Raw genomic sequence first — 18,730 nt, forward strand, 5'->3', positions numbered from 1 at the left:
AATACTCATTTTAATATTATAGTATTAAAATGTCAACTTCACAAATATTATTCATGACTTAATGTTATATTTCCATAATTATAGGTAATATCATTGGCTTTCGTTTTGTCTTTTCATACAGGAATAATCTAAGCACTTCTTTTACATTAGATTTTATATTGGCCCATTCAGTAATATGTTTTTTCTCACATTCATCCAGGGCACTTCTTACCAGTTCCTTTGCCTCTTCCATTAAATCTTCAGACTCTCTAACATAAACAAATCCCCTTGATATTATATCAGGTCCTGCAATAACAGTTCCACTTTCTTTCTCCATGGTAATTACTACAGTGAGTATTCCATCTTGAGACAGATGTTTCCTATCTCTTAAAACTATATTTCCTACATCTCCCACTCCAAGTCCATCTACAAATACCTGTCCAGATACTACTGTACCACTTTTTCTTATAGAATCTCTGGAAACTTCTATAACATCACCATTATCTGCTATAATTACATTATTTGGAGAAAGCCCAAGACTTGCAGCTAAATCTGCATGCTGTTTTAAATGTCTGTATTCTCCATGCACTGGTATGAAAAACTTAGGTTTTACAATAGTGTGTATTAATTTTAATTCTTCCTGACAGGCATGACCGGATACATGAACATCCGCCAGAGCTTCATATATTACCTCTGCTCCTTTTTTAAATAACTGATTTATAACTCTGGAAATTAATTTTTCATTCCCAGGTATAGAATTGGCTGAAATTATAATAGTATCTCCAGGAATAATATTTACTTTTTTGTGCTCAGAAGCTGCCATTCTTGAAAGAGCTGACATAGGTTCTCCCTGACTTCCAGTAGTTATTATGGCTATTTTATTACCATGATATTTATTTATATTATCTATACTTATAATTGTATTTTTTTTAATATCCAAATATCCTAGTTCCGTAGCTACCTCTACTATATTTTCCATGCTTCTTCCAGAAACTGCTACCTTTCTATCATATTTTTCTGCCGCAGTAATTACTTGCTGTATTCTGTGAATATTTGAAGCAAAAGTTGCTACTATTATCCTGCTTTTTGCAGAAGCAAAAAATTTTTGAAAAGTTTGCCCAACAGTCCTTTCAGACATAGTATATCCTGGCCTCTCCACATTAGTGCTGTCTGCCAGCATCACAGTTACACCTTTTTTACTAAGTTCTGCAAATCTAGCTAGATCAATTACGCTTCCATCGATAGGTGTATAATCAACCTTAAAATCTCCCGTATGAAGTATAATACCAGCAGAAGTGTGCACAGCAATAGCCATTGAATCAGCTATGCTGTGGCTAGTTCTTATAAATTCTACCCACATACTCTCTAATTTAATTACATCTCTTGCTTTTACGCACTTAAGATCTACTGTATCAATTAAATTGTGCTCTTTTAGCTTGGTTTGAACAATACCCAGAGTTAATTTGGTACCGTACACTGGAACATTAATTTCCTTGAGAACATAGGGTAATGCCCCTATATGATCTTCATGTCCATGGGTTAAAAATATCCCTCTTACCCTATCAATATTTTTTTTAAGATAGGTAATATCAGGTATAACCACATCTATACCTAGCATTTCTTCATCAGGAAATTTTAAACCACAATCAATTACTATTACGTCATTTTTAAACTCTATTACTGTAAGATTTTTTCCGATCTCACCTAGTCCACCTAATGGAATAATTTTTACTTTTTCTTTTTCTTTACGCAAAAAAATCTTCCCTCCTTCTCCACTTATATTTATTTTGATTTTTTTGTACATTCGCTGCATATACCATAAAATTTTAAACTATGATTTAGGATTTTAAAATTATATTTCTCCTCTATTTTTCTTTCTAGGGATTCTAAAAGATCATCTGTTACTTCAATTATTCTAGAACATTTAGTACATATTAGATGGTGGTGATGATGATTTTCTTCTCTATGGACTATTTCATATCTATTGCATCCATCATTTAGATCTAATTTACATATAACTCCTATATCTTCTAAAAGCTGCACAGTCCTATAAACTGTGGCTAAACCAATCTCAGGGCATTCAATCTTAACCTGATCATATATTTGCTCTGTGGTAAGATGTTTTCCTTCATTTTTTATTATAATATCCACTACAGCCCGTCTCTGTGGCGTAAGTTTATATCCTTTTTCTTTTAAACTATTTTTTAATCTCTCTATTTCTGAAGTAGAAAGCCTTGACATTACTATACCCCGTTTCAACTTAAATTTTAAAATATTCCCTAAAACTATCACAGTATAAGTCTAATATAGTACAATATGGTTGTCAATTGAAAATCAGTTAATATCAAAACTAAAGGCTATAATCCCTTATCATAGCATTTAGTTTTAATATTAATAACTTATTTTAATCTTTAAATAAAGCTTCATACACTTCTGAAACCTGATTAAATTCCTCATCATCTTCCACTGTGACAAACGCTTCATTTCCATTCTCCTCTTTAATTATTTTAAGCACTATTGCATCACTACAATCCTCATCTTCTGCAGGTATCACAATAATGTATTCTCTATCTTCTATATCAAATTTAGTCACTACTTGAAATTTAGCCTTCTCTCCACTTTCATCTTCCAGCATTAAACTATTAATATCATTTTCCATACTAAAATTACCTCTCTTATCAAAACTAATCTTGAAAAATACTTCTATTTTGAAATTCTATCCAAATATCCCTGTAATATATAGGTAGCCGCCATTTTATCTACTATTTTCTTTCTTTTTGCTCTGGATAAATCTCCTTCTAACATAGCTCTATTAGCCGCTACAGTAGTTAGTCTTTCATCCCACATTTTCACAGGTAAATTTATAAATTCCTCTATAATCTCACAAAATTTTAACACCTTTTCACTTTGGGGGCCTAAGGTTCCATTCATATTCTTAGGCAATCCGCAAACAATTACTTCCACATCATATTTATCACATATAATCTTTAACTCTTCAATATCTTTCTTTTCACCTTTTCTCCTGATAGTAGTAATACCTTGTGCCGTTATTCCCAGCGGATCACTTAAAGCTACCCCTATTGTTTTATTCCCTACATCTAATCCAAGTATTCTCAAATTATTACTCTCCTATTTTTATTATTGTCATATTTAAAATAAAAATGTCCAAAAAGGACATTTTTATTTTATACCTAAATATGCTTTTAAGACTTCCTCAAGTATTTCATCTCTCTCAAGCTTTCTAACCAATGACCTTGCTCCATTATAATTTGTTATATAAGTGGGATCACCAGAAATCAAATATCCTACTAATTGATTTACCGGATTATATCCTTTTTTAATTAGCGAATCATAAACTTCAGTTAATATTTCTCTGGTTAGAGCTTTCTTACTTTCAGAAATATCAAACTGAATGGTATTATCCTTACTCATATATATCACCCCGCTAACAATTCTAATTAAATATATTATAAATCATATTTTATAAAATGTATACTACTTAACTATTTTTTCCATAATCACACTGCATTTTCCTATTGCCTCTTCTAATTTATCTGGAAGTTTTCCTCCAGCTTGAGCCATATCAGGCCTTCCACCTCCACCTCCTCCGGTAATAGCTGCAACTTCTTTTATGATTTTTCCACAATGAACCCCTTTTTCTGTGGCATCTTTAGTTGCCATAGCTACTAACTGTACTTTTCCTTCTATATTGCTTCCTAACAAAACTACAGAATTTTGTGACTTACTTCTGATTTTATCTGCCAATTCCCTAAGTGCATTTCCATCTATACCCTTTAACACTCCTGTAAACAGATTTATTCCTTTAACAATCTTAACGCTATTTAAAATACTATCTTCTGCACTGCCAGCTAATTTTATTTTTAATTCTTCAAGATCTTTTTTCACTTCTCTTAATTCATTAAGTTGTAAATCTAACTTATGAACAATTTCTCTCTCAGAACACTTAAATTTATTTGCTATTTCCTTTAGCATATCACTTTTTAAATATAAATATTCAATTGCCTTTCTTCCTGTAACAGCTTCTATTCTCCTTACACCAGCAGCTATTCCTGATTCTGTAACTATTTTAAACATACCTATTTCTCCAGAATTACCCACATGAGTACCTCCACAAAGTTCTCTGCTGAAATCTCCTATTGAAACAACCCTTACCTCATCTGTATATTTACTGTCAAAAATTGCTATTGCCCCACTCTTTTTTGCTTCTTCCAATGACATTATGTTAGTATTCACTGTATTTACTGACCTTACATTCTCATTTACCAAATCTTCAATTTCTCTCAATTGCATGTCATTTAAAGCTTCGAAATGATTAAAGTCAAATCTTAACCTATATTCATCTACATAGGAGCCAGACTGATGTACATGTTCTCCTAAAGTTCTCCTTAAGGCTTCATCTAAAAGATGAGTTGCCGTGTGATTTCTTCTTATATCATCTCTTCTATTTTTATCTACACTTAACACTACAGTATCTTCTAAACTTACACTTCCTGAAATAATATTGACGAAATGAAGTGTTTTTCCCGCCACGTTGTTCTTACAGTCTAAAATCTCACCTTTAAAGTTTTTATTATATATAATGCCCCTGTCTCCTACCTGGCCACCCATTTCCGCATAAAATGGCGTACTTTCAACTAGTATAACCCCTTTCTCACCCTCACCCAAAAGGGATACAAATTCTTCGTCCTTTACCATAAGTTTAACCTTTGATGTAGACTCCAGCCTGTCATAACCCTGAAATACAGTATTTATATATAGAGGTATTTTGTTTAATATAGTATCCTCCGCTCCCATATAGTTGGTTTCTGACCTGGCAGCCCTTGCCATTTCTCTTTGATTTTGCATTTTTTTATCAAATCCCTGCAAATCCACTGTCATATTCTTTTCTTGCAATATTTCTTCAGTAAGCTCTATAGGAAAACCATAAGTATCATATAATTTAAATGCCTTTTCCCCTTCAAGTATAGAGCTATCATTACTTTCCAATTCATGTATAAATTCATTTAAAATTTGCATTCCACTGTCTATAGTTTCATCAAATCTTTCTTCCTCAAGCTTTATAACCTTTTCTATGTATTCTTCCTTTTCTCTCAATTCAGGATAACTTTCACAGGAATTATCTATAACCACCTTAGATAGTTTATATAAAAATCCTTCACTAATACCAAGAGATTTTCCGTGTTTTGCAGCCCTTCTTAAAAGCCTTCTAAGTACATATCCCCGTCCTTCATTTGAAGGCAATATTCCATCACTTATCATAAAAGTAACACTTCTTATATGGTCTGTTATTACTCTAATAGATATATCATTATTTTTATCTTCATTATATTTTGCACCTGATATACTACTTACTTCTTTTAATATGGCATTTATAGTATCCACTTCAAATATACTATTTTGTTCCTGCATTATAGTAGCCATTCTCTCAAGCCCCATGCCTGTATCTATGTTGGGATTTGAAAGTTTATTATAATTACCATGCTCATCTTTGTCAAACTGAGTAAAAACCAAATTCCAAAATTCAACTACCCTGTCGTTATCAGCTGCTTCTATAAATTCCTCTACTGTGTTTATCTTTCCTTCTCCTCTGTCATAATAAATCTCAGAACAGGGTCCGCAGGGACCTACTCCATGCTCCCAGAAGTTATCTTCTTTCCCAAGCCTAAAAATCTTAGAAGCATCTACATCTGTATTTTTTGTCCATATATCATAAGCTTCATCATCATCTAAGTATATGGTAACATATAATCTATTTTTAGGTAACTTTAAAACTTCCGTAATAAATTCCCAAGCCCAAAAAATTGCTTCTTCTTTAAAATAATCTCCAAAAGAAAAATTTCCAAGCATCTCAAAGAAAGTACCATGCCTTGAGGTTTTTCCAACGTTTTCAATATCTCCAGTTCTTATACACTTTTGACAGGTAACTACCCTTTTTCTAGGAGGAACCTTAAGTCCTGTAAAATATGGTTTTAATGGAGCCATGCCAGCGTTTATCAAAAGTAAACTTTTATCATTTTGGGGAACTAAAGAAAAGCTTGGTAATCTCAAATGTGCTTTTCCTTCAAAAAAACTTAAATACATTTCTCTAATTTGATTTAATCCCAATTTTTCCATATATATCTCTCCTTTTCACTCAATGTATCTCTCTATTTAATAAAAACTCTCCTTAAAAATAGCTTAAAAAAATAAAAAGCTTTCATCCATTGAAGGGACGAAAGTTTTTCGCGGTACCACCCTAATTATACAGATATCTACATCTATATCTCTTAAACACCATATACTGCTCCTAGACAGCTTCAATAAATCTTATATGAGAAGCTTTACACCATCTACTTCCTCTCTTTCATATAAGAATATACCTACTCCTTCTATTCACTGCCCCATATTCATTTATGATACAAATTATAATTTAAATACACTTTTATGTCAATATTAGACTTTATAATTAAATTAAGAGTTAATATTTATTAGTTAAGAGTTAAAAGTTAAGAATTAAGAGTTAAGGATGATTTTCTTTCGTCAAAACTGCAGAAAATCTAAAATAAATAATAATTTAAATCTTCATACATCACCTTAAATATGACTCCTAAAGGAACCGCAAGAACCATTCCAATGAATCCTGCTATTTTTCCTCCAATTATTAGAAGAAGTATTACCACTAAGGGGTGCATACTTATACTATCTCCCGTAACCTTAGGACATAATATATTTCCCTCTATTTGCTGCAATATATAAAGACATACTGCTGTCCATAAAGCTTTTCCCGGAGATTCTATCAAGGCTATAGCCACAGCTGGTAAAGCTCCAAATACAGGACCAAAATATGGAATTATATTAAAAAATGCATTAAATATGGAAAGTATTATGGGAAAATCCACATTTAGAATTATAAGTATAAAAAACGTAACTATTCCTACAAGCCCGCTTAACATAAGTTGACTTACTATGTACCTTCCCAATATTTTATCTGCGTGACAACTTATATCTTTAATTATAATTCTACTTTTCACAGGAAAAGCAGAAAGTATTTTTTCATTTATGCACTTACCTTCAGACAAAAAATAATAAGTTATTATAGGAATAACTATAATAGACAAAATATTTTGTCCTATATTCATTAAAAAATCTACTATTTTAGTAAACATAAGAGTTACTTCTCTATCGATTTTTTTGTTAAAATTATCAGTTACCATGTATATGGTTTTATTGCCCTGAATTGGTTTTAACTTTGCATAAAGATTATCTATTAAATTCTGAATACTACGTATGGCATTATTTAGGCTTAAACGTTCTTTAAACAGAGATGGTATAAGAATTGCAAATATACTTATAATTAATAAAATCAGTATACCTATTAAAAGTAATGCACTAATTTTTTTACTCATTCCTTTATTCACCATGATTTGTTGAATAGGCTTTAAAGTATATGCTATTAAGAAAGATATAAGCATTAAATATAGCATTTCTTTTAATACAGAGACCTTTAAAATAACCACCACTATAATTATACAAATAATAGTAACCAATAGATATTTAATTTTGCGCTTTTTTTCAATACTCATCCTATCATCTTCCATAATTTAAATTTTATAATTTTCATCTTCTTCAAGATCAAATAATTTATGAGGTGAATTAAAAAATTTTAAATTGTCACTTTCTCCTCTATATAGTAAATTATTTTCTCCTAAAATCAAATTATCTATGAGCACTATTTTTTTTCCGTCTATAAAATTACTTATAAATCCAGTGGATAGTATAAGGGCTTTTATTAAAAAAGTATTCTTATGAAATAATATATCCTCTACTATTCCAATCAAATGTCCCTTTTTATCTACTACATTCATGCCTTTTATATCACTAAATTGTAAAAACTTTTTTCTATTGGTGTCAGTAACAACTATTACAGAAGCAAAGCTTACTACATCTTCTAAAAATACATTTAAATTTTTTTTAAACAAACTATTAGGAGTTATAACAAAGCCTTGAACTATTTTATTATTAAAATTTAGTATTATATCACTTACAAAACCCAATAAATTTCCAGAAAGATTTACTGCATCCATAAATATAAAATCTCTTGTTCTGTACAAAAATATCACCTTTATTTTTAAAATATATAGCTGTAGTTTATGTAAAAAAATAAAAAATATAACTTGAAAAAGTTATATTTTTTATTTGAAATATATATTACCCATGAACATGTTCATGAATAGTTTCTGAATGTGTTTTCATTTTCCAGGGTTCTAGTCCTTGAGATTCCCTATAATCATTTATTGCTTTATGAATAGCTTCTTCCGCTAATACCGAACAGTGCATTTTTACCGGTGGGAGTCCATCTAGTGCATCTGCTACTGCCTTGTTAGTAAGATTCCATGCCTCTTCCAATGTCTTTCCTTTTATAATTTCTGTTGCCATACTTGAAGATGCTATGGCAGAACCACATCCAAAAGTTTTAAATTTTACATCTTTTATGATGTTATCTTCAACTTTTATGTACATTTTCATTATATCTCCGCACTTTGGATTTCCGACTTCTCCAATTCCATTTGCATCTGAAATTTCCCCTACATTCCTTGGATTTCTGAAGTGATCCATAACTTTTTCACTGTACATCATAATTGTTCTACCTTCTCTCCTTTATTTTGTGATTTTATAAAGTCTTCCCAAAGTGGTGACATGTCCCTTCTCCTTGCTACTATCTCTGGAATTACCTTTAGTGCATAATTTACATCTTCCTCTGTAGTTCCTGAACCTAATGTGAGTCTAAGAGATCCATGTGCCACTTCATGAGGTAACCCTAGTGATAAAAGAACATGGGAAGGATCTAAGGAACCTGATGCACAAGCACTTCCAGTAGATGCAAATATACCCGCATCATTTAGATCCAAAAGTATAGTTTCTCCCTCTATTCCAATAAAACTTAAATTCGCATTTCCTGGCAACCTTTTGCTGCCTTCAGGGCCATTTAGCTTAGTATAAGGTATCTTCTTCATTAGTCCATTTATAAGTTTATCCCTTAAGTAACTTAATCTTTTAGCCTCATTATCTAAATCACTGACAGCCAGTTCTATTGCTTTTCCCATTCCAACTATTCCAGGTACATTCTCTGTAGAAGCTCTCTTTCCTCTTTCCTGTCCACCACCATGTATTAAATTTTCAATTTTTACTCCTTTTTTTAAATACATTGCCCCTATTCCTTTAGGTCCATAAAATTTATGCGCTGCCATTGAAAGGGCATCTATATTCATTTCCTTTACATCAATATTAACATGGCCTATAGCCTGAACTGCATCTGTATGAAAATATATTTTTCTTTTTTTGCAGATTTCACCTATTTCCTTTATAGGCTGGATTGCACCTACTTCATTATTACCAAACATTACTGATACTAATATTGTAGTATCCTTAATAGCTTTTTCAAGTTCCTCTAAACTTATAATTCCATACTCATCCACACCTAGATAAGTAACTTCAAAACCATTCTTCTCTAAAAATTCACAAGCGTGTATTACAGCATGATGTTCTATACGGGTAGTTATTATATGATTTCCCTTATTCTTATTTGCAAAGGCTATTCCCTTTAATATCCAGTTATCACTTTCTGAACCTCCGGCAGTAAAAAATATTTCATTTTTTTCTGCATTTATAGCTTTGGCTACTCTATCCCTGGCTTCATCTATAGCTTTTCTTGGAATATCAGACATAGAATACAAGGAAGATGGATTACCAAAATTTTCTGTAAAATAAGGTATCATCTCTTGTAACACTTCTGGTTTGGTATAAGTAGTTGCTGCATAATCCATATACACCTTTTTATCCATTTATTTATCCCCTTTCAATTTGTTTTGTTTCATATTATTGTAGTCATCCACCATATCTTGTAAAGTCGTAGACTTCATAATTTCATCTATTCCATCTTTTATCCTACTCCACAAAAGCCTGGTAGCACAACAATCTATATTACTACAAGAACTTTCATTATTTTCATCTACACAATCCGATATTTCCACAGGCCCTTCTAAAACTTTCATTATATCCCAAACAGTTATATCTTTGGGATCTCTATTTAAAATGTATCCGCCCTGGGATCCTCTTATACTCCTAATCAAATTGGATTTTCTAAGACCTGAGAACAGTTGCTCTAAATAATATTCAGATATACTCTGTCTCTCTGATATAGTTTTTATAGATAGGGGTTCATCTCCATAGTGAATGGCCAAATCCACCATGGCTTTTACTCCATACCTTCCCTTTGTGGACAGCTTCAATTAATCACTTCCTTTTAAATCGCAGTACTTCTCCATCATATTATCAAATCAGAGTAAACTTGTCAACAATAAGTGTAATTAGATATATAAAAATAAATACCAGACAACCTACCTATTGATTTTCAACACGTTTTATAAAATTCATGTAATTTTCAGCAGATTTTTCCATCTTATTTTCGCCTGGTATGTAATATTTTGTATTTTCCAATTTATCCGGCATATACTGCTGCCATACATAATTATTTTTGTAGTCATGGGGATATTTATATCCATCTCCTCTATCTAGCTCTTGGCTCTCATAATAATGGCTGTTTTTTAAATGAGAGGGTATATCACCTATATCTTTGCTATCTATATCCCTTAAAGCCATGTCTATAGCTTTATAACAAGAGTTAGATTTAGGAGCTGTAGCCAAAAGTATAACAGCTTGAGAAATTGGAATTCTAGCCTCCGGAAGTCCTAAATAAAGTGCACTTTTAACTAAAGAATATACAATACTTGATGCCTGGGGATAGGCAAGACCTATGTCCTCGGAAGCTATTACAAGTAATCTTCTACAAATGTCACTTAACTTTCCTCCTTTTATTAAAAGTGCGGCATAGTATATGGAAGCATCTGGCGAGCTGCCTCTTATACTCTTTTGAAGGGCACTTAATGCATCGTAAAAATAATCTCCTTTTTTATCAAAATTAAACGCTTTTTCCTGTAAACATTGTTTTACCCTATACAGTTCCAAACTTATATACTTACCTTTAATGAACTTTGTAGAATATATGACTGCTTCTAAAAAATTAATAGCTCTCCTCAAATCTCCTCCACACATAGTTGCTATATATTCAAGTGTTCCTTCTTCAGCATTTATTTCCATACCATCTTCACACTTAATCACATCTATTATTCTATTTAAAGTTTTTATTATATTATCATTTTCTACAGGTTTAAACTCAAATACTATGGACCTGCTTAATATAGCATTATATACACAATGATAAGGATTTTCAGCAGTACTTGCAATTAAAGTCAATCTTCCATCTTCAATATATTCAAGTAATGCCTGTTGTTGTTTCCTATTAAAATTCTGTATTTCATCTAAATAAAGTACCACACCTTTATACCCCATAAAACCGTCTAAATTTCTAACTATATTATAAATATCTTTTACAGAGGCATTAGTAGCATTCAATTTATATAATTTTTTATCAATACTACCAGATATTATATTGGCTACCGTAGTTTTTCCCACTCCAGGTGGACCGTAAAAAATCATATTCATTATTCTTTTATTTTCTATCATACTTCTTAAAATTTTATCTTTTCCCAGTATATGTTCCTGACCAACCACATCACCAATAGTTTTAGGTCGCATTCTTTCTGCCAGCGGTTCCATTTTTTCACCTCCTAAATATATTCAAAAAAATAAAACACATGCTACATAAATCAACTATAGATTACATAGCATTTATACAGTACATGTTTTTCTTATATGTATATTATTTACTTTTTTATTTTTTATAGACCGGAAATTATATTTGCTAAAAACCTCTATCATATTCCATTACCCTATTTTTAAAATATACTATCTTTAAATTGCACAATTGTGCCATTTCTTTTGCCGCCATAAAATTATTTCCTATAGCTTCAACCTGATGGGCATCAGAACCAACTGTTATGTATTTCCCACCCAGTTCATTAAACCTTTTATATATTTCTATCATATTCTTTACTGAAATATTATTACAAAGCCTTCTGGTATTTAACTCCAGACACTTACCTTCTTTTATAATCTCTTTTAGTATGTCATCTATTATATCAGAAAAATCTTTATAGTATAGTTCTCTGTCTTCAAATTTAGCATATCTAGCTATATAGTCAATATGACCTAAGCTATCTATAAAGTAAAATTCCTTTAAATTTTCTAACATAACTTGAAGATATTTTAAATAAGCTTCCTTTTTACTTTTATCTTTATAGTAGTCAGGATAGTAAAGATCTAAATTATCCACTAAATGTATTGACCCTATAACATAATCGAAAGAATTATTTTCTATTAATTTTCTACTTTCTTCTATACAATCTTCTTTCATTCCAAGCTCTATTCCTAAAAGCAAATTATTATTTCTATATTTAGAATATGTATTAAAATAATCATCTACATTAAAACAAAATGAATCTTTCTTAGGAAAATTAACATCCATATGTTCTGTCACTATAAGCGATATATTTTTTTCTTCCATACATTTTATTGCATCTTCTATTTTCATATTTGAGTCTGTAGAAAAAGTTGTATGTATATGCGTGTCAAACACTTATACTTCCCCCCTCTAAATTAAAATTAAGAGAAAGTTAAGAGAATTGTAAGAAAAATTATAATCTCCTTTCATCCAAAACTCTCAATAACATTAATATAAACTAAATTATTATATAATTTACTCCCTAATGTTAAACCTTTCCCCCATGTTTATTTTATTTAAATTTATACCTTTTTAATCTTTAAGCGCATTAACTTTTATGCATTCATCTGCACATCTTGAAATTAGATTTGAAACCTTGTCTACAGTTTCTATAGAGCATTCTCTCACTACTTCATCCGCCAATTCACCATGTTCCCATAAAAATTGATATACATTTAAAATTATATTATCTCTTATACGGCAGTAAAAATATTCTCTTTCCATTAGTTCTGCTCTTTTATTAATATTTTCTATAAAGTTATATTTTTTTGCCACATTTAAAGCATTCTCATTTAAGCGTTCTCCTGTTTTTAGAACTACCTTTCCATTTACCACCTCTGTTTCAGATTTATTTTCAATATCTGTAAGGATATCATTTATTTCCATCATTGGAGGTAATTCTGATTTTTCTACCCACGTATATATAATATCCCTTTGCTTTTTCCATACGGTCATTATGTATACAATGTCAGCTTTTAATTCCAAAGTATAGGTGTTAATGTCTTTAGCCTCTTCCCTCTTTGCCTTTAAAACGTTTAATATACTAGTCTGCCAATAACCTGTTGAATCTAATATAGGTTTTGTAGACGCTTCCACCATATCAGATAGCAAGTTAAAATTATCCATATTTATCCCTCCTAAAAACTTATATTTATAAAAACTCATACTTATATTATAATTCATTATCTCCAAAATTTGAATGTAATTTAATTGTCAAAACTGCTTATTGTTCACTATTTATACTACTATATCTGCTTAAAAACTACATTAAAAGTTATATTTTCTTCCATATAATCAGCTTTTATTGTTCCTCCTTGAAGTTCTACTATACTTTTAGCAATAGATAGACCTAAACCACTTCCTCCACTATATGATGATCTTGATTTATCAAATCTATAAAATCTATCAAACAATTTATTAACTTCCTCTTCATTTATAGGATGACATTTGTTTTGTATGGAAGTTACCACACATTCTCCCTGTTTCTTTAATGAGACTTTCACATTACCTGGTTTCACACAATATCTTATAGCATTCATAAATAGATTTTCAAATATCCTTACAGTTTTACCAGGGTCTACATTTACAATAAACTTATATTTAGGAAAATCTTTAGAAATAGTTACAGAATTCTCTTCACAAATTGGAACTAATTCTTCTATAAGCTGCTCCAATAAACCATTTAGAGATATATTATTCTTATTCAGACTTACGGCATTATTTTTAAGTTTGGTGTACTCAAATAAATCATTTATTAAAATATCCAATTTTTCAGATTTACTATATGCAATATTAATATATTGCTCTAATTGATATTCATCTTCATATTTTCTATCTTTAATCAGTCCTAAATATCCTTTAATTGAAGTAAGCGGTGTTCTTAAATCATGAGAAACATTTGTTATAAGTTCATTTTTCATCCTTTCCTGTTCTCTTTCGTGTTTTATCTTATTATTCAGTTCCTCCGCCATAAAATTTATGTGCTTAGCCAGAGAAGTAAGTTCATCATGTCCCTCAATCCTTATCTTGTGATGTAAATTTCCTTTGGATATTTCAATGAGTCCTGAAGATATATTTTCTATATACCGCATCTTTTTATTAGTAGCAAAATAAAACATCACAAGAAATGCTGCTAAAGATATGATAATACCGGAAATAGGATTATAATTTTTTTCATACACTATTTCATACTCCGGTATAGCCGTTAATACCAGATAAGCTTTTCCATCACTAAAGTCTATAGGATAAAAACTAATATATTCTTTATTTTGGCTTATGATATTTTCTGCGTTTTTATGTATATTTTGAATGTTTTTCATCATCTCTAAAGAATTTTTTATGGAATTTTTTATGGTTGTATATACATCTATTTGGGTTTCTTCCGCATTATTTGATTTATATAATACTTTTCCATCTAAATCTGTAATAATTATCTTTTCCATATCTGAATATCCATAGTCGTTTATAATTTTTTGAACTTTAGCCTTATCATTTATACTCATATTTTTATTTTTTATTTCATCTGCTATTGAATTCATACTTAAAGATATTCTTTCTATTCCCTTACTATAATCTATTCTGGCAGTCATATTTCTGTTTTGAAGAAATAACCCTGAAACTTTTCCAATAGCAAAAGCTGCAATTAGACATAGAGCAAATATTAATATAAGTTCCAGCCTTATACCAATATCCAGCTTATTCCATATAATCCTATATATTTTTTTAAAAGATGTTTTTAGGGCATTTTTAAATCTAATTTTCAATTTTATATCCTACCCCCCAAACAGTCTTTATAAATCGAGGTTTCCGTGGATTTTCTTCTATTTTTTCTCTTATTTTTCTTATATGAACCATTACAGTATTATCTGATTCCAAAAAATCCTCTTTCCATACAGATTCATATATTTTTTCTATACTAAATACCATTCCCCTGTCTGAAGCCAGTAATTTTAATATATTAAATTCTCTAGGAGTAAGCTTTATATCCCTATCTCCAACTTTTACTTCATGGGTTACAGTGTTTATAACTAAATCTTCTACCTCAATTATTTCCTTTCTAATTCTTTTAGACATATTTAATCTCTTGTATCTTCTGAGCTGAGACTTTACTCTGGCTGCAAGTTCCAGTGGATTAAAAGGTTTTGTGACATAGTCGTCTGCCCCTGTGGTAAGTCCTAAAATCTTATCTAAATCTTCACTTTTAGCTGACAACATTATTATGGGCATATTTTTGCCCTGCCTTATTTTAATACAGGTTTCAATTCCATCCATTTTAGGCATCATTACATCTAAAATTACCAAATCCACATCAATATTATTTAAAATTCTCAAAGCCTCTAAACCATCAGAAGCTTTTAATACATCATACCCTTCATTTGCCAAATATATTTTAATTAAATCTCTAATTTCTTTTTCATCGTCAACCACCAATATAATTTCTTTTTCCATATTGCACCTCTTTCTAAAATAAAAGCAGCAGCAAATCTGTATATTACCTCTGCTAATATTATAGCAAAAATCAAATCCAAAATTACATGTTGTTTTACGAACTGGGTAGATAATATTATAACTGCACCTATAATATTTATAATATATTTATTAGACTTCTTCTCAATTGCTTCTATTGAAGCTCTCATAACTGCATAACTTGTGAGAACATGTATGCTTGGAAAACAATTAAAAGGCTTATCCAATTTATAGGTTAGTCTGACAATGTGTATAAATATATCATTTCCTTGGAGAAAAGGCCTGGTCACTGTAGTTTGAAAGAAAAAATAGGTTATATAGCATGATATCATTCCTAAAAGTATAGTGATCATAGTCTTATAATAAATATTTCTACATACAAAGCAAAAGTGTATAAGAACTGATATTAAAAAAGGATACCACATCCAGTATGGAATTATAAACTCCTTTATAAACGGAACATTTTTATCTAAAGTAGTGGCTAAGCTATAACACCCATTAATGGCGTTATTCAACTTGCCGTACATTATATTTATCAGGGGTATTACGAGCATAAGGCTTAAAGGTATAAGATTTAACTTTATATTTTTCAACACATCACCATCTCTCAAATTTAAGTATTCATATGTAAGTTCCTAATTCCTATTATAGAAATTATTCCTTAAGTATTTACTACTTAAATTCTTAAATATTTCTTAACTTATGTATAATAAAATATAGACTGTTTCCATTAAGTGACTAGATACAGTCTATTTTATATCAAGTGATTCTTAGGTTAAATCATATTCATATTTTTTCTATGGCTTTTCTATCCTGTTTTTTGTTGCATATTTTTTGTCTTCTCTTTTCTAATTCTTGTTCTAAGTCTTCTAAAGTTATACTTTGGTTTGCCATCAATACCAATATATGATACATTAAATCACATAGTTCACAAATTTGCTCTTCTTTATTATTATTTTTACTGGCAATTATAACCTCAGAACTTTCTTCCCCAACCTTTTTTAGTATTTTATCTAGTCCTTCTTTAAACAAGTAATTGGTATAAGATCCTTCTACAGGATTTTGTTTTCTATCTTTTATAACACTGTATAATTCTTCTAATACATTCTGTAATTCCATAAAAATACCTCCTCCAAATTTAGGCACCCCAAAATAATACTAAGTCAAAAACACTTGTCATTCATTTCACAGTGCTTTATATTAGTTTTCTATAGAAACAGCTTCTATTTCCAGTATGGCAGGCCGCACCTATTTGCTCTACCTTTATTAAAAGAGTATCATAATCACAATCCAAATTTATACTCTTCACATATTGGTAATGGCCTGAAGTGGCTCCTTTATTCCATAATTCATTTCTGGATCTGCTCCAAAACCAAGTTCTTCCTGTTTCAATAGTTTTATTTAAAGACTCTTCACTCATATATGCTACCATAAGTACTTCTCCATTTTCAAAATCTTGAATTACAGCAGGAATAAGTCCCTTTTTAAAATCTATCTTTTTTAAAATCTCTTTTTCCATATTATCACCTGTTTTAATATATTTTTCACAAAAATTAACTATTATAATCTTACTGCAACGCCTTTTCCCTTAAGATATTCTTTTACATCTTTTATTTTTAATTCTCCATAGTGAAACAAGGAGGCCGCTAGGGCTGCATCTGCACCTGAATCTTCAAATACATCATAAAAATCTTTTAAAGAGCCGCATCCTCCGGAGGCTATTACAGGAATATTTACTGATTCTACTACAGCTTTAGTAAGCTCTATATCATATCCATTTTTTGTACCATCTGCATCCATACTCGTAAGAAGTATTTCTCCTGCTCCCAGACTTTCCACTTTCTTAACCCATTCTATTGCATCTATACCCGTATTTTTTCTTCCACCTTCTATAAATATATCCCAGCCCTGTCCCTCTGATCTTTTCTTTGCATCTATAGCAACTACCACGCACTGGGAACCAAATTTATCCGCAGCCTCATATATTAAATTAGGGTTTCTTATAGCTGCAGAATTTACAGATATTTTATCTGCTCCTGCCCTAAGTATACTTTTAAAATCATCTATGCCTGATATTCCCCCTCCCACAGTAAGCGGAATAAATACTTTTTCTGCAGTTCTTTCTACTACATCAATTAATGTTTTCCTTTTCTCATAGGTAGCAGTAATATCTAAAAACACTATCTCATCTGCCCCCTGTTTATTGTAATGCTGTGCTATATCCACCGGATCTCCCACATCTTTTAAGTTTATAAAATTTATTCCTTTTACAACCTTCCCCATATTTACATCCAAACATGGAACTATCCTTTTAGTAAGCATACTCTAATTCCCCCCCACTTCTATAGCTTCTTTTAAAGAAAGTGTTTTTGAATATATGGCTTTCCCAACTATAGCACCATACACATCCTCTGCCTTGAGTTTTTTAATATCCTCTATGTCTTTTATACCGCCAGAGGCTATTACATTGCACTTAACTGAATTTTTAAGTTCTAAAAGTTGTTCTACATTAGTTCCTTTCAAAGTTCCATCCCTGCTTATATCTGTAAATATCAAAGTTTTTACCCCTATTTGCTCCATCTGTTTACCAAAATCTATGTAATTTATCTCACTAAGAGTTGTCCAGCCATCTACAGCTGGTATCCCGTCTTTAGCATCTATTCCAACGGCAATTTTTTCTCCATAATTTCTTACCGCATCTATTACTAGGTTTCTATTATTTAAAGCTGCCGTTCCAAGTATCACTCTACTAACACCTAACTTTATAAAGCTGTCTATTATTTCTATACTCCTTATGCCGCCGCCTACCTCTATAGGTACATCTACATTTTTCACTATGTTAGATATTATACTTAAATTTTCACCGGCACCCTTTAACGCTCCATCTAAATCTACTATGTGTATATATTCTGCACCTTCACTTTTGAACTTTAACGCCGTATCCAGAGGATCTTTAGCTACAATCTCCTGTGAATTCATATCTCCCTGATATAGCCTAACACATTTTCCACCTTTTAAATCTATTGCCGGAAGTATTAACATATA

21 protein-coding genes and 1 other annotated feature are annotated in these 18,730 nt (G+C 30.7%); all 21 genes read right to left on the reverse strand.

The window, feature by feature from the left end:
* Positions 1–64: 64 nt before the first annotated feature.
* Positions 65–1,732, reverse strand: a complete 1,668-nt coding sequence (locus tag ACJDU8_RS13000) for a ribonuclease J (RefSeq protein WP_406792578.1) — start codon at positions 1,730–1,732, stop codon at positions 65–67.
* Positions 1,733–1,761: 29 nt separating this feature from the next.
* Positions 1,762–2,220, reverse strand: a complete 459-nt coding sequence (locus ACJDU8_RS13005; RefSeq protein ID WP_406792579.1) for a Fur family transcriptional regulator — start codon at positions 2,218–2,220, stop codon at positions 1,762–1,764.
* Between the two features lie 163 nt (positions 2,221–2,383).
* Entirely contained in the window at positions 2,384–2,638 is a 255-nt protein-coding gene (locus tag ACJDU8_RS13010; protein WP_406792580.1) for a DUF1292 domain-containing protein, read from the reverse strand.
* A 44-nt stretch (positions 2,639–2,682) separates the two neighbouring features.
* Positions 2,683–3,096 carry a Holliday junction resolvase RuvX gene (ruvX, locus tag ACJDU8_RS13015; RefSeq protein WP_406792581.1) on the reverse strand — a complete coding sequence of 138 codons (414 nt, stop codon included), beginning with the start codon at positions 3,094–3,096 and terminating at the stop codon, positions 2,683–2,685.
* A gap of 63 nt (positions 3,097–3,159) precedes the next feature.
* Positions 3,160–3,411 carry an IreB family regulatory phosphoprotein gene (locus ACJDU8_RS13020; protein WP_012101712.1) on the reverse strand — a complete coding sequence of 84 codons (252 nt, stop codon included), beginning with the start codon at positions 3,409–3,411 and terminating at the stop codon, positions 3,160–3,162.
* A 63-nt stretch (positions 3,412–3,474) separates the two neighbouring features.
* Positions 3,475–6,114: an alanine--tRNA ligase gene (gene alaS, locus ACJDU8_RS13025; protein ID WP_406792582.1), complete on the reverse strand. Its 2,640-nt coding sequence runs from the start codon at positions 6,112–6,114 to the stop codon at positions 3,475–3,477.
* Between the two features lie 90 nt (positions 6,115–6,204).
* Positions 6,205–6,385 (reverse strand) — a binding site (T-box leader).
* Positions 6,386–6,536: 151 nt separating this feature from the next.
* Positions 6,537–7,562 (reverse strand): AI-2E family transporter, encoded by a 1,026-nt coding sequence (locus ACJDU8_RS13030; protein ID WP_406792583.1) that lies wholly within the window; start codon positions 7,560–7,562, stop codon positions 6,537–6,539.
* Between the two features lie 18 nt (positions 7,563–7,580).
* Positions 7,581–8,090, reverse strand: a complete 510-nt coding sequence (locus ACJDU8_RS13035; protein WP_406792584.1) for a PRC-barrel domain-containing protein — start codon at positions 8,088–8,090, stop codon at positions 7,581–7,583.
* Between the two features lie 97 nt (positions 8,091–8,187).
* Positions 8,188–8,613, reverse strand: coding sequence for a Fe-S cluster assembly scaffold protein NifU (gene nifU, locus ACJDU8_RS13040; protein WP_406792642.1), 426 nt, complete (start codon positions 8,611–8,613; stop codon positions 8,188–8,190).
* On the reverse strand, positions 8,613–9,821 hold the full coding sequence (gene nifS, locus ACJDU8_RS13045) for a cysteine desulfurase NifS (protein WP_406792585.1): 1,209 nt from the start codon (positions 9,819–9,821) through the stop codon (positions 8,613–8,615). The genes nifU and nifS overlap by 1 nt, the downstream gene beginning before the upstream one ends.
* Positions 9,822–10,268 (reverse strand): RrF2 family transcriptional regulator, encoded by a 447-nt coding sequence (locus ACJDU8_RS13050; protein ID WP_406792586.1) that lies wholly within the window; start codon positions 10,266–10,268, stop codon positions 9,822–9,824. It lies immediately after the preceding gene.
* A gap of 112 nt (positions 10,269–10,380) precedes the next feature.
* Complete coding sequence (locus ACJDU8_RS13055) at positions 10,381–11,655, reverse strand: replication-associated recombination protein A (protein ID WP_406792587.1); 1,275 nt, start codon at positions 11,653–11,655, stop codon at positions 10,381–10,383.
* Positions 11,656–11,800: 145 nt separating this feature from the next.
* On the reverse strand, positions 11,801–12,574 hold the full coding sequence (locus tag ACJDU8_RS13060) for a histidinol phosphate phosphatase (RefSeq protein WP_406792588.1): 774 nt from the start codon (positions 12,572–12,574) through the stop codon (positions 11,801–11,803).
* Positions 12,575–12,751: 177 nt separating this feature from the next.
* Positions 12,752–13,345: a hypothetical protein gene (locus ACJDU8_RS13065; RefSeq protein WP_406792589.1), complete on the reverse strand. Its 594-nt coding sequence runs from the start codon at positions 13,343–13,345 to the stop codon at positions 12,752–12,754.
* A 119-nt stretch (positions 13,346–13,464) separates the two neighbouring features.
* Complete coding sequence (locus ACJDU8_RS13070) at positions 13,465–14,982, reverse strand: ATP-binding protein (protein WP_406792590.1); 1,518 nt, start codon at positions 14,980–14,982, stop codon at positions 13,465–13,467.
* Positions 14,972–15,667 (reverse strand): response regulator transcription factor, encoded by a 696-nt coding sequence (locus ACJDU8_RS13075; RefSeq protein WP_406792591.1) that lies wholly within the window; start codon positions 15,665–15,667, stop codon positions 14,972–14,974. Before ACJDU8_RS13075 ends, ACJDU8_RS13070 begins: the two co-directional genes overlap by 11 nt.
* Positions 15,613–16,281 carry a phosphatase PAP2 family protein gene (locus ACJDU8_RS13080; RefSeq protein WP_406792592.1) on the reverse strand — a complete coding sequence of 223 codons (669 nt, stop codon included), beginning with the start codon at positions 16,279–16,281 and terminating at the stop codon, positions 15,613–15,615. Before ACJDU8_RS13080 ends, ACJDU8_RS13075 begins: the two co-directional genes overlap by 55 nt.
* A 190-nt stretch (positions 16,282–16,471) precedes the next feature.
* A complete protein-coding gene (gene hisE / locus ACJDU8_RS13085; RefSeq protein WP_406792593.1) occupies positions 16,472–16,804 on the reverse strand; it encodes a phosphoribosyl-ATP diphosphatase in 333 nt (110 codons plus the stop codon).
* Between the two features lie 76 nt (positions 16,805–16,880).
* Positions 16,881–17,204 carry a phosphoribosyl-AMP cyclohydrolase gene (gene hisI / locus ACJDU8_RS13090; RefSeq protein WP_406792594.1) on the reverse strand — a complete coding sequence of 108 codons (324 nt, stop codon included), beginning with the start codon at positions 17,202–17,204 and terminating at the stop codon, positions 16,881–16,883.
* 41 nt (positions 17,205–17,245) lie between these two features.
* Positions 17,246–18,007 carry an imidazole glycerol phosphate synthase subunit HisF gene (gene hisF / locus ACJDU8_RS13095; protein WP_406792595.1) on the reverse strand — a complete coding sequence of 254 codons (762 nt, stop codon included), beginning with the start codon at positions 18,005–18,007 and terminating at the stop codon, positions 17,246–17,248.
* Positions 18,008–18,010: 3 nt separating this feature from the next.
* Positions 18,011–18,727, reverse strand: a complete 717-nt coding sequence (hisA, locus tag ACJDU8_RS13100; RefSeq protein WP_406792596.1) for a 1-(5-phosphoribosyl)-5-[(5-phosphoribosylamino)methylideneamino]imidazole-4-carboxamide isomerase — start codon at positions 18,725–18,727, stop codon at positions 18,011–18,013.
* Between the last annotated feature and the right edge of the window lie 3 nt (positions 18,728–18,730).

Source organism: Candidatus Clostridium eludens, from assembly GCF_045310515.1.
In the GTDB taxonomy this organism is placed as follows: Bacteria; Bacillota; Clostridia; order Clostridiales; family Clostridiaceae; genus Clostridium_B; species Clostridium_B eludens.

Excerpts from the sequence above, each read along its gene's own strand:
- ACJDU8_RS13005 (WP_406792579.1), bottom strand. The coding sequence starts at position 2,220 with ATGTCAAGGCTTTCTACTTCAGAAATAGAGAGATTAAAAAATAGTTTA.
- ACJDU8_RS13010 (WP_406792580.1), bottom strand. The coding sequence starts at position 2,638 with ATGGAAAATGATATTAATAGTTTAATGCTGGAAGATGAAAGTGGAGAG.
- ACJDU8_RS13020 (WP_012101712.1), bottom strand. The coding sequence starts at position 3,411 with ATGAGTAAGGATAATACCATTCAGTTTGATATTTCTGAAAGTAAGAAA.
- alaS (WP_406792582.1), bottom strand. The coding sequence starts at position 6,114 with ATGGAAAAATTGGGATTAAATCAAATTAGAGAAATGTATTTAAGTTTT.
- ACJDU8_RS13030 (WP_406792583.1), bottom strand. The coding sequence starts at position 7,562 with ATGAGTATTGAAAAAAAGCGCAAAATTAAATATCTATTGGTTACTATT.
- nifU (WP_406792642.1), bottom strand. The coding sequence starts at position 8,613 with ATGTACAGTGAAAAAGTTATGGATCACTTCAGAAATCCAAGGAATGTA.
- nifS (WP_406792585.1), bottom strand. The coding sequence starts at position 9,821 with ATGGATAAAAAGGTGTATATGGATTATGCAGCAACTACTTATACCAAA.
- ACJDU8_RS13055 (WP_406792587.1), bottom strand. The coding sequence starts at position 11,655 with ATGGAACCGCTGGCAGAAAGAATGCGACCTAAAACTATTGGTGATGTG.
- ACJDU8_RS13065 (WP_406792589.1), bottom strand. The coding sequence starts at position 13,345 with ATGGATAATTTTAACTTGCTATCTGATATGGTGGAAGCGTCTACAAAA.
- ACJDU8_RS13075 (WP_406792591.1), bottom strand. The coding sequence starts at position 15,667 with ATGGAAAAAGAAATTATATTGGTGGTTGACGATGAAAAAGAAATTAGA.
- hisE (WP_406792593.1), bottom strand. The coding sequence starts at position 16,804 with ATGGAATTACAGAATGTATTAGAAGAATTATACAGTGTTATAAAAGAT.
- hisI (WP_406792594.1), bottom strand. The coding sequence starts at position 17,204 with ATGGAAAAAGAGATTTTAAAAAAGATAGATTTTAAAAAGGGACTTATT.
- hisF (WP_406792595.1), bottom strand. The coding sequence starts at position 18,007 with ATGCTTACTAAAAGGATAGTTCCATGTTTGGATGTAAATATGGGGAAG.
- hisA (WP_406792596.1), bottom strand. The coding sequence starts at position 18,727 with ATGTTAATACTTCCGGCAATAGATTTAAAAGGTGGAAAATGTGTTAGG.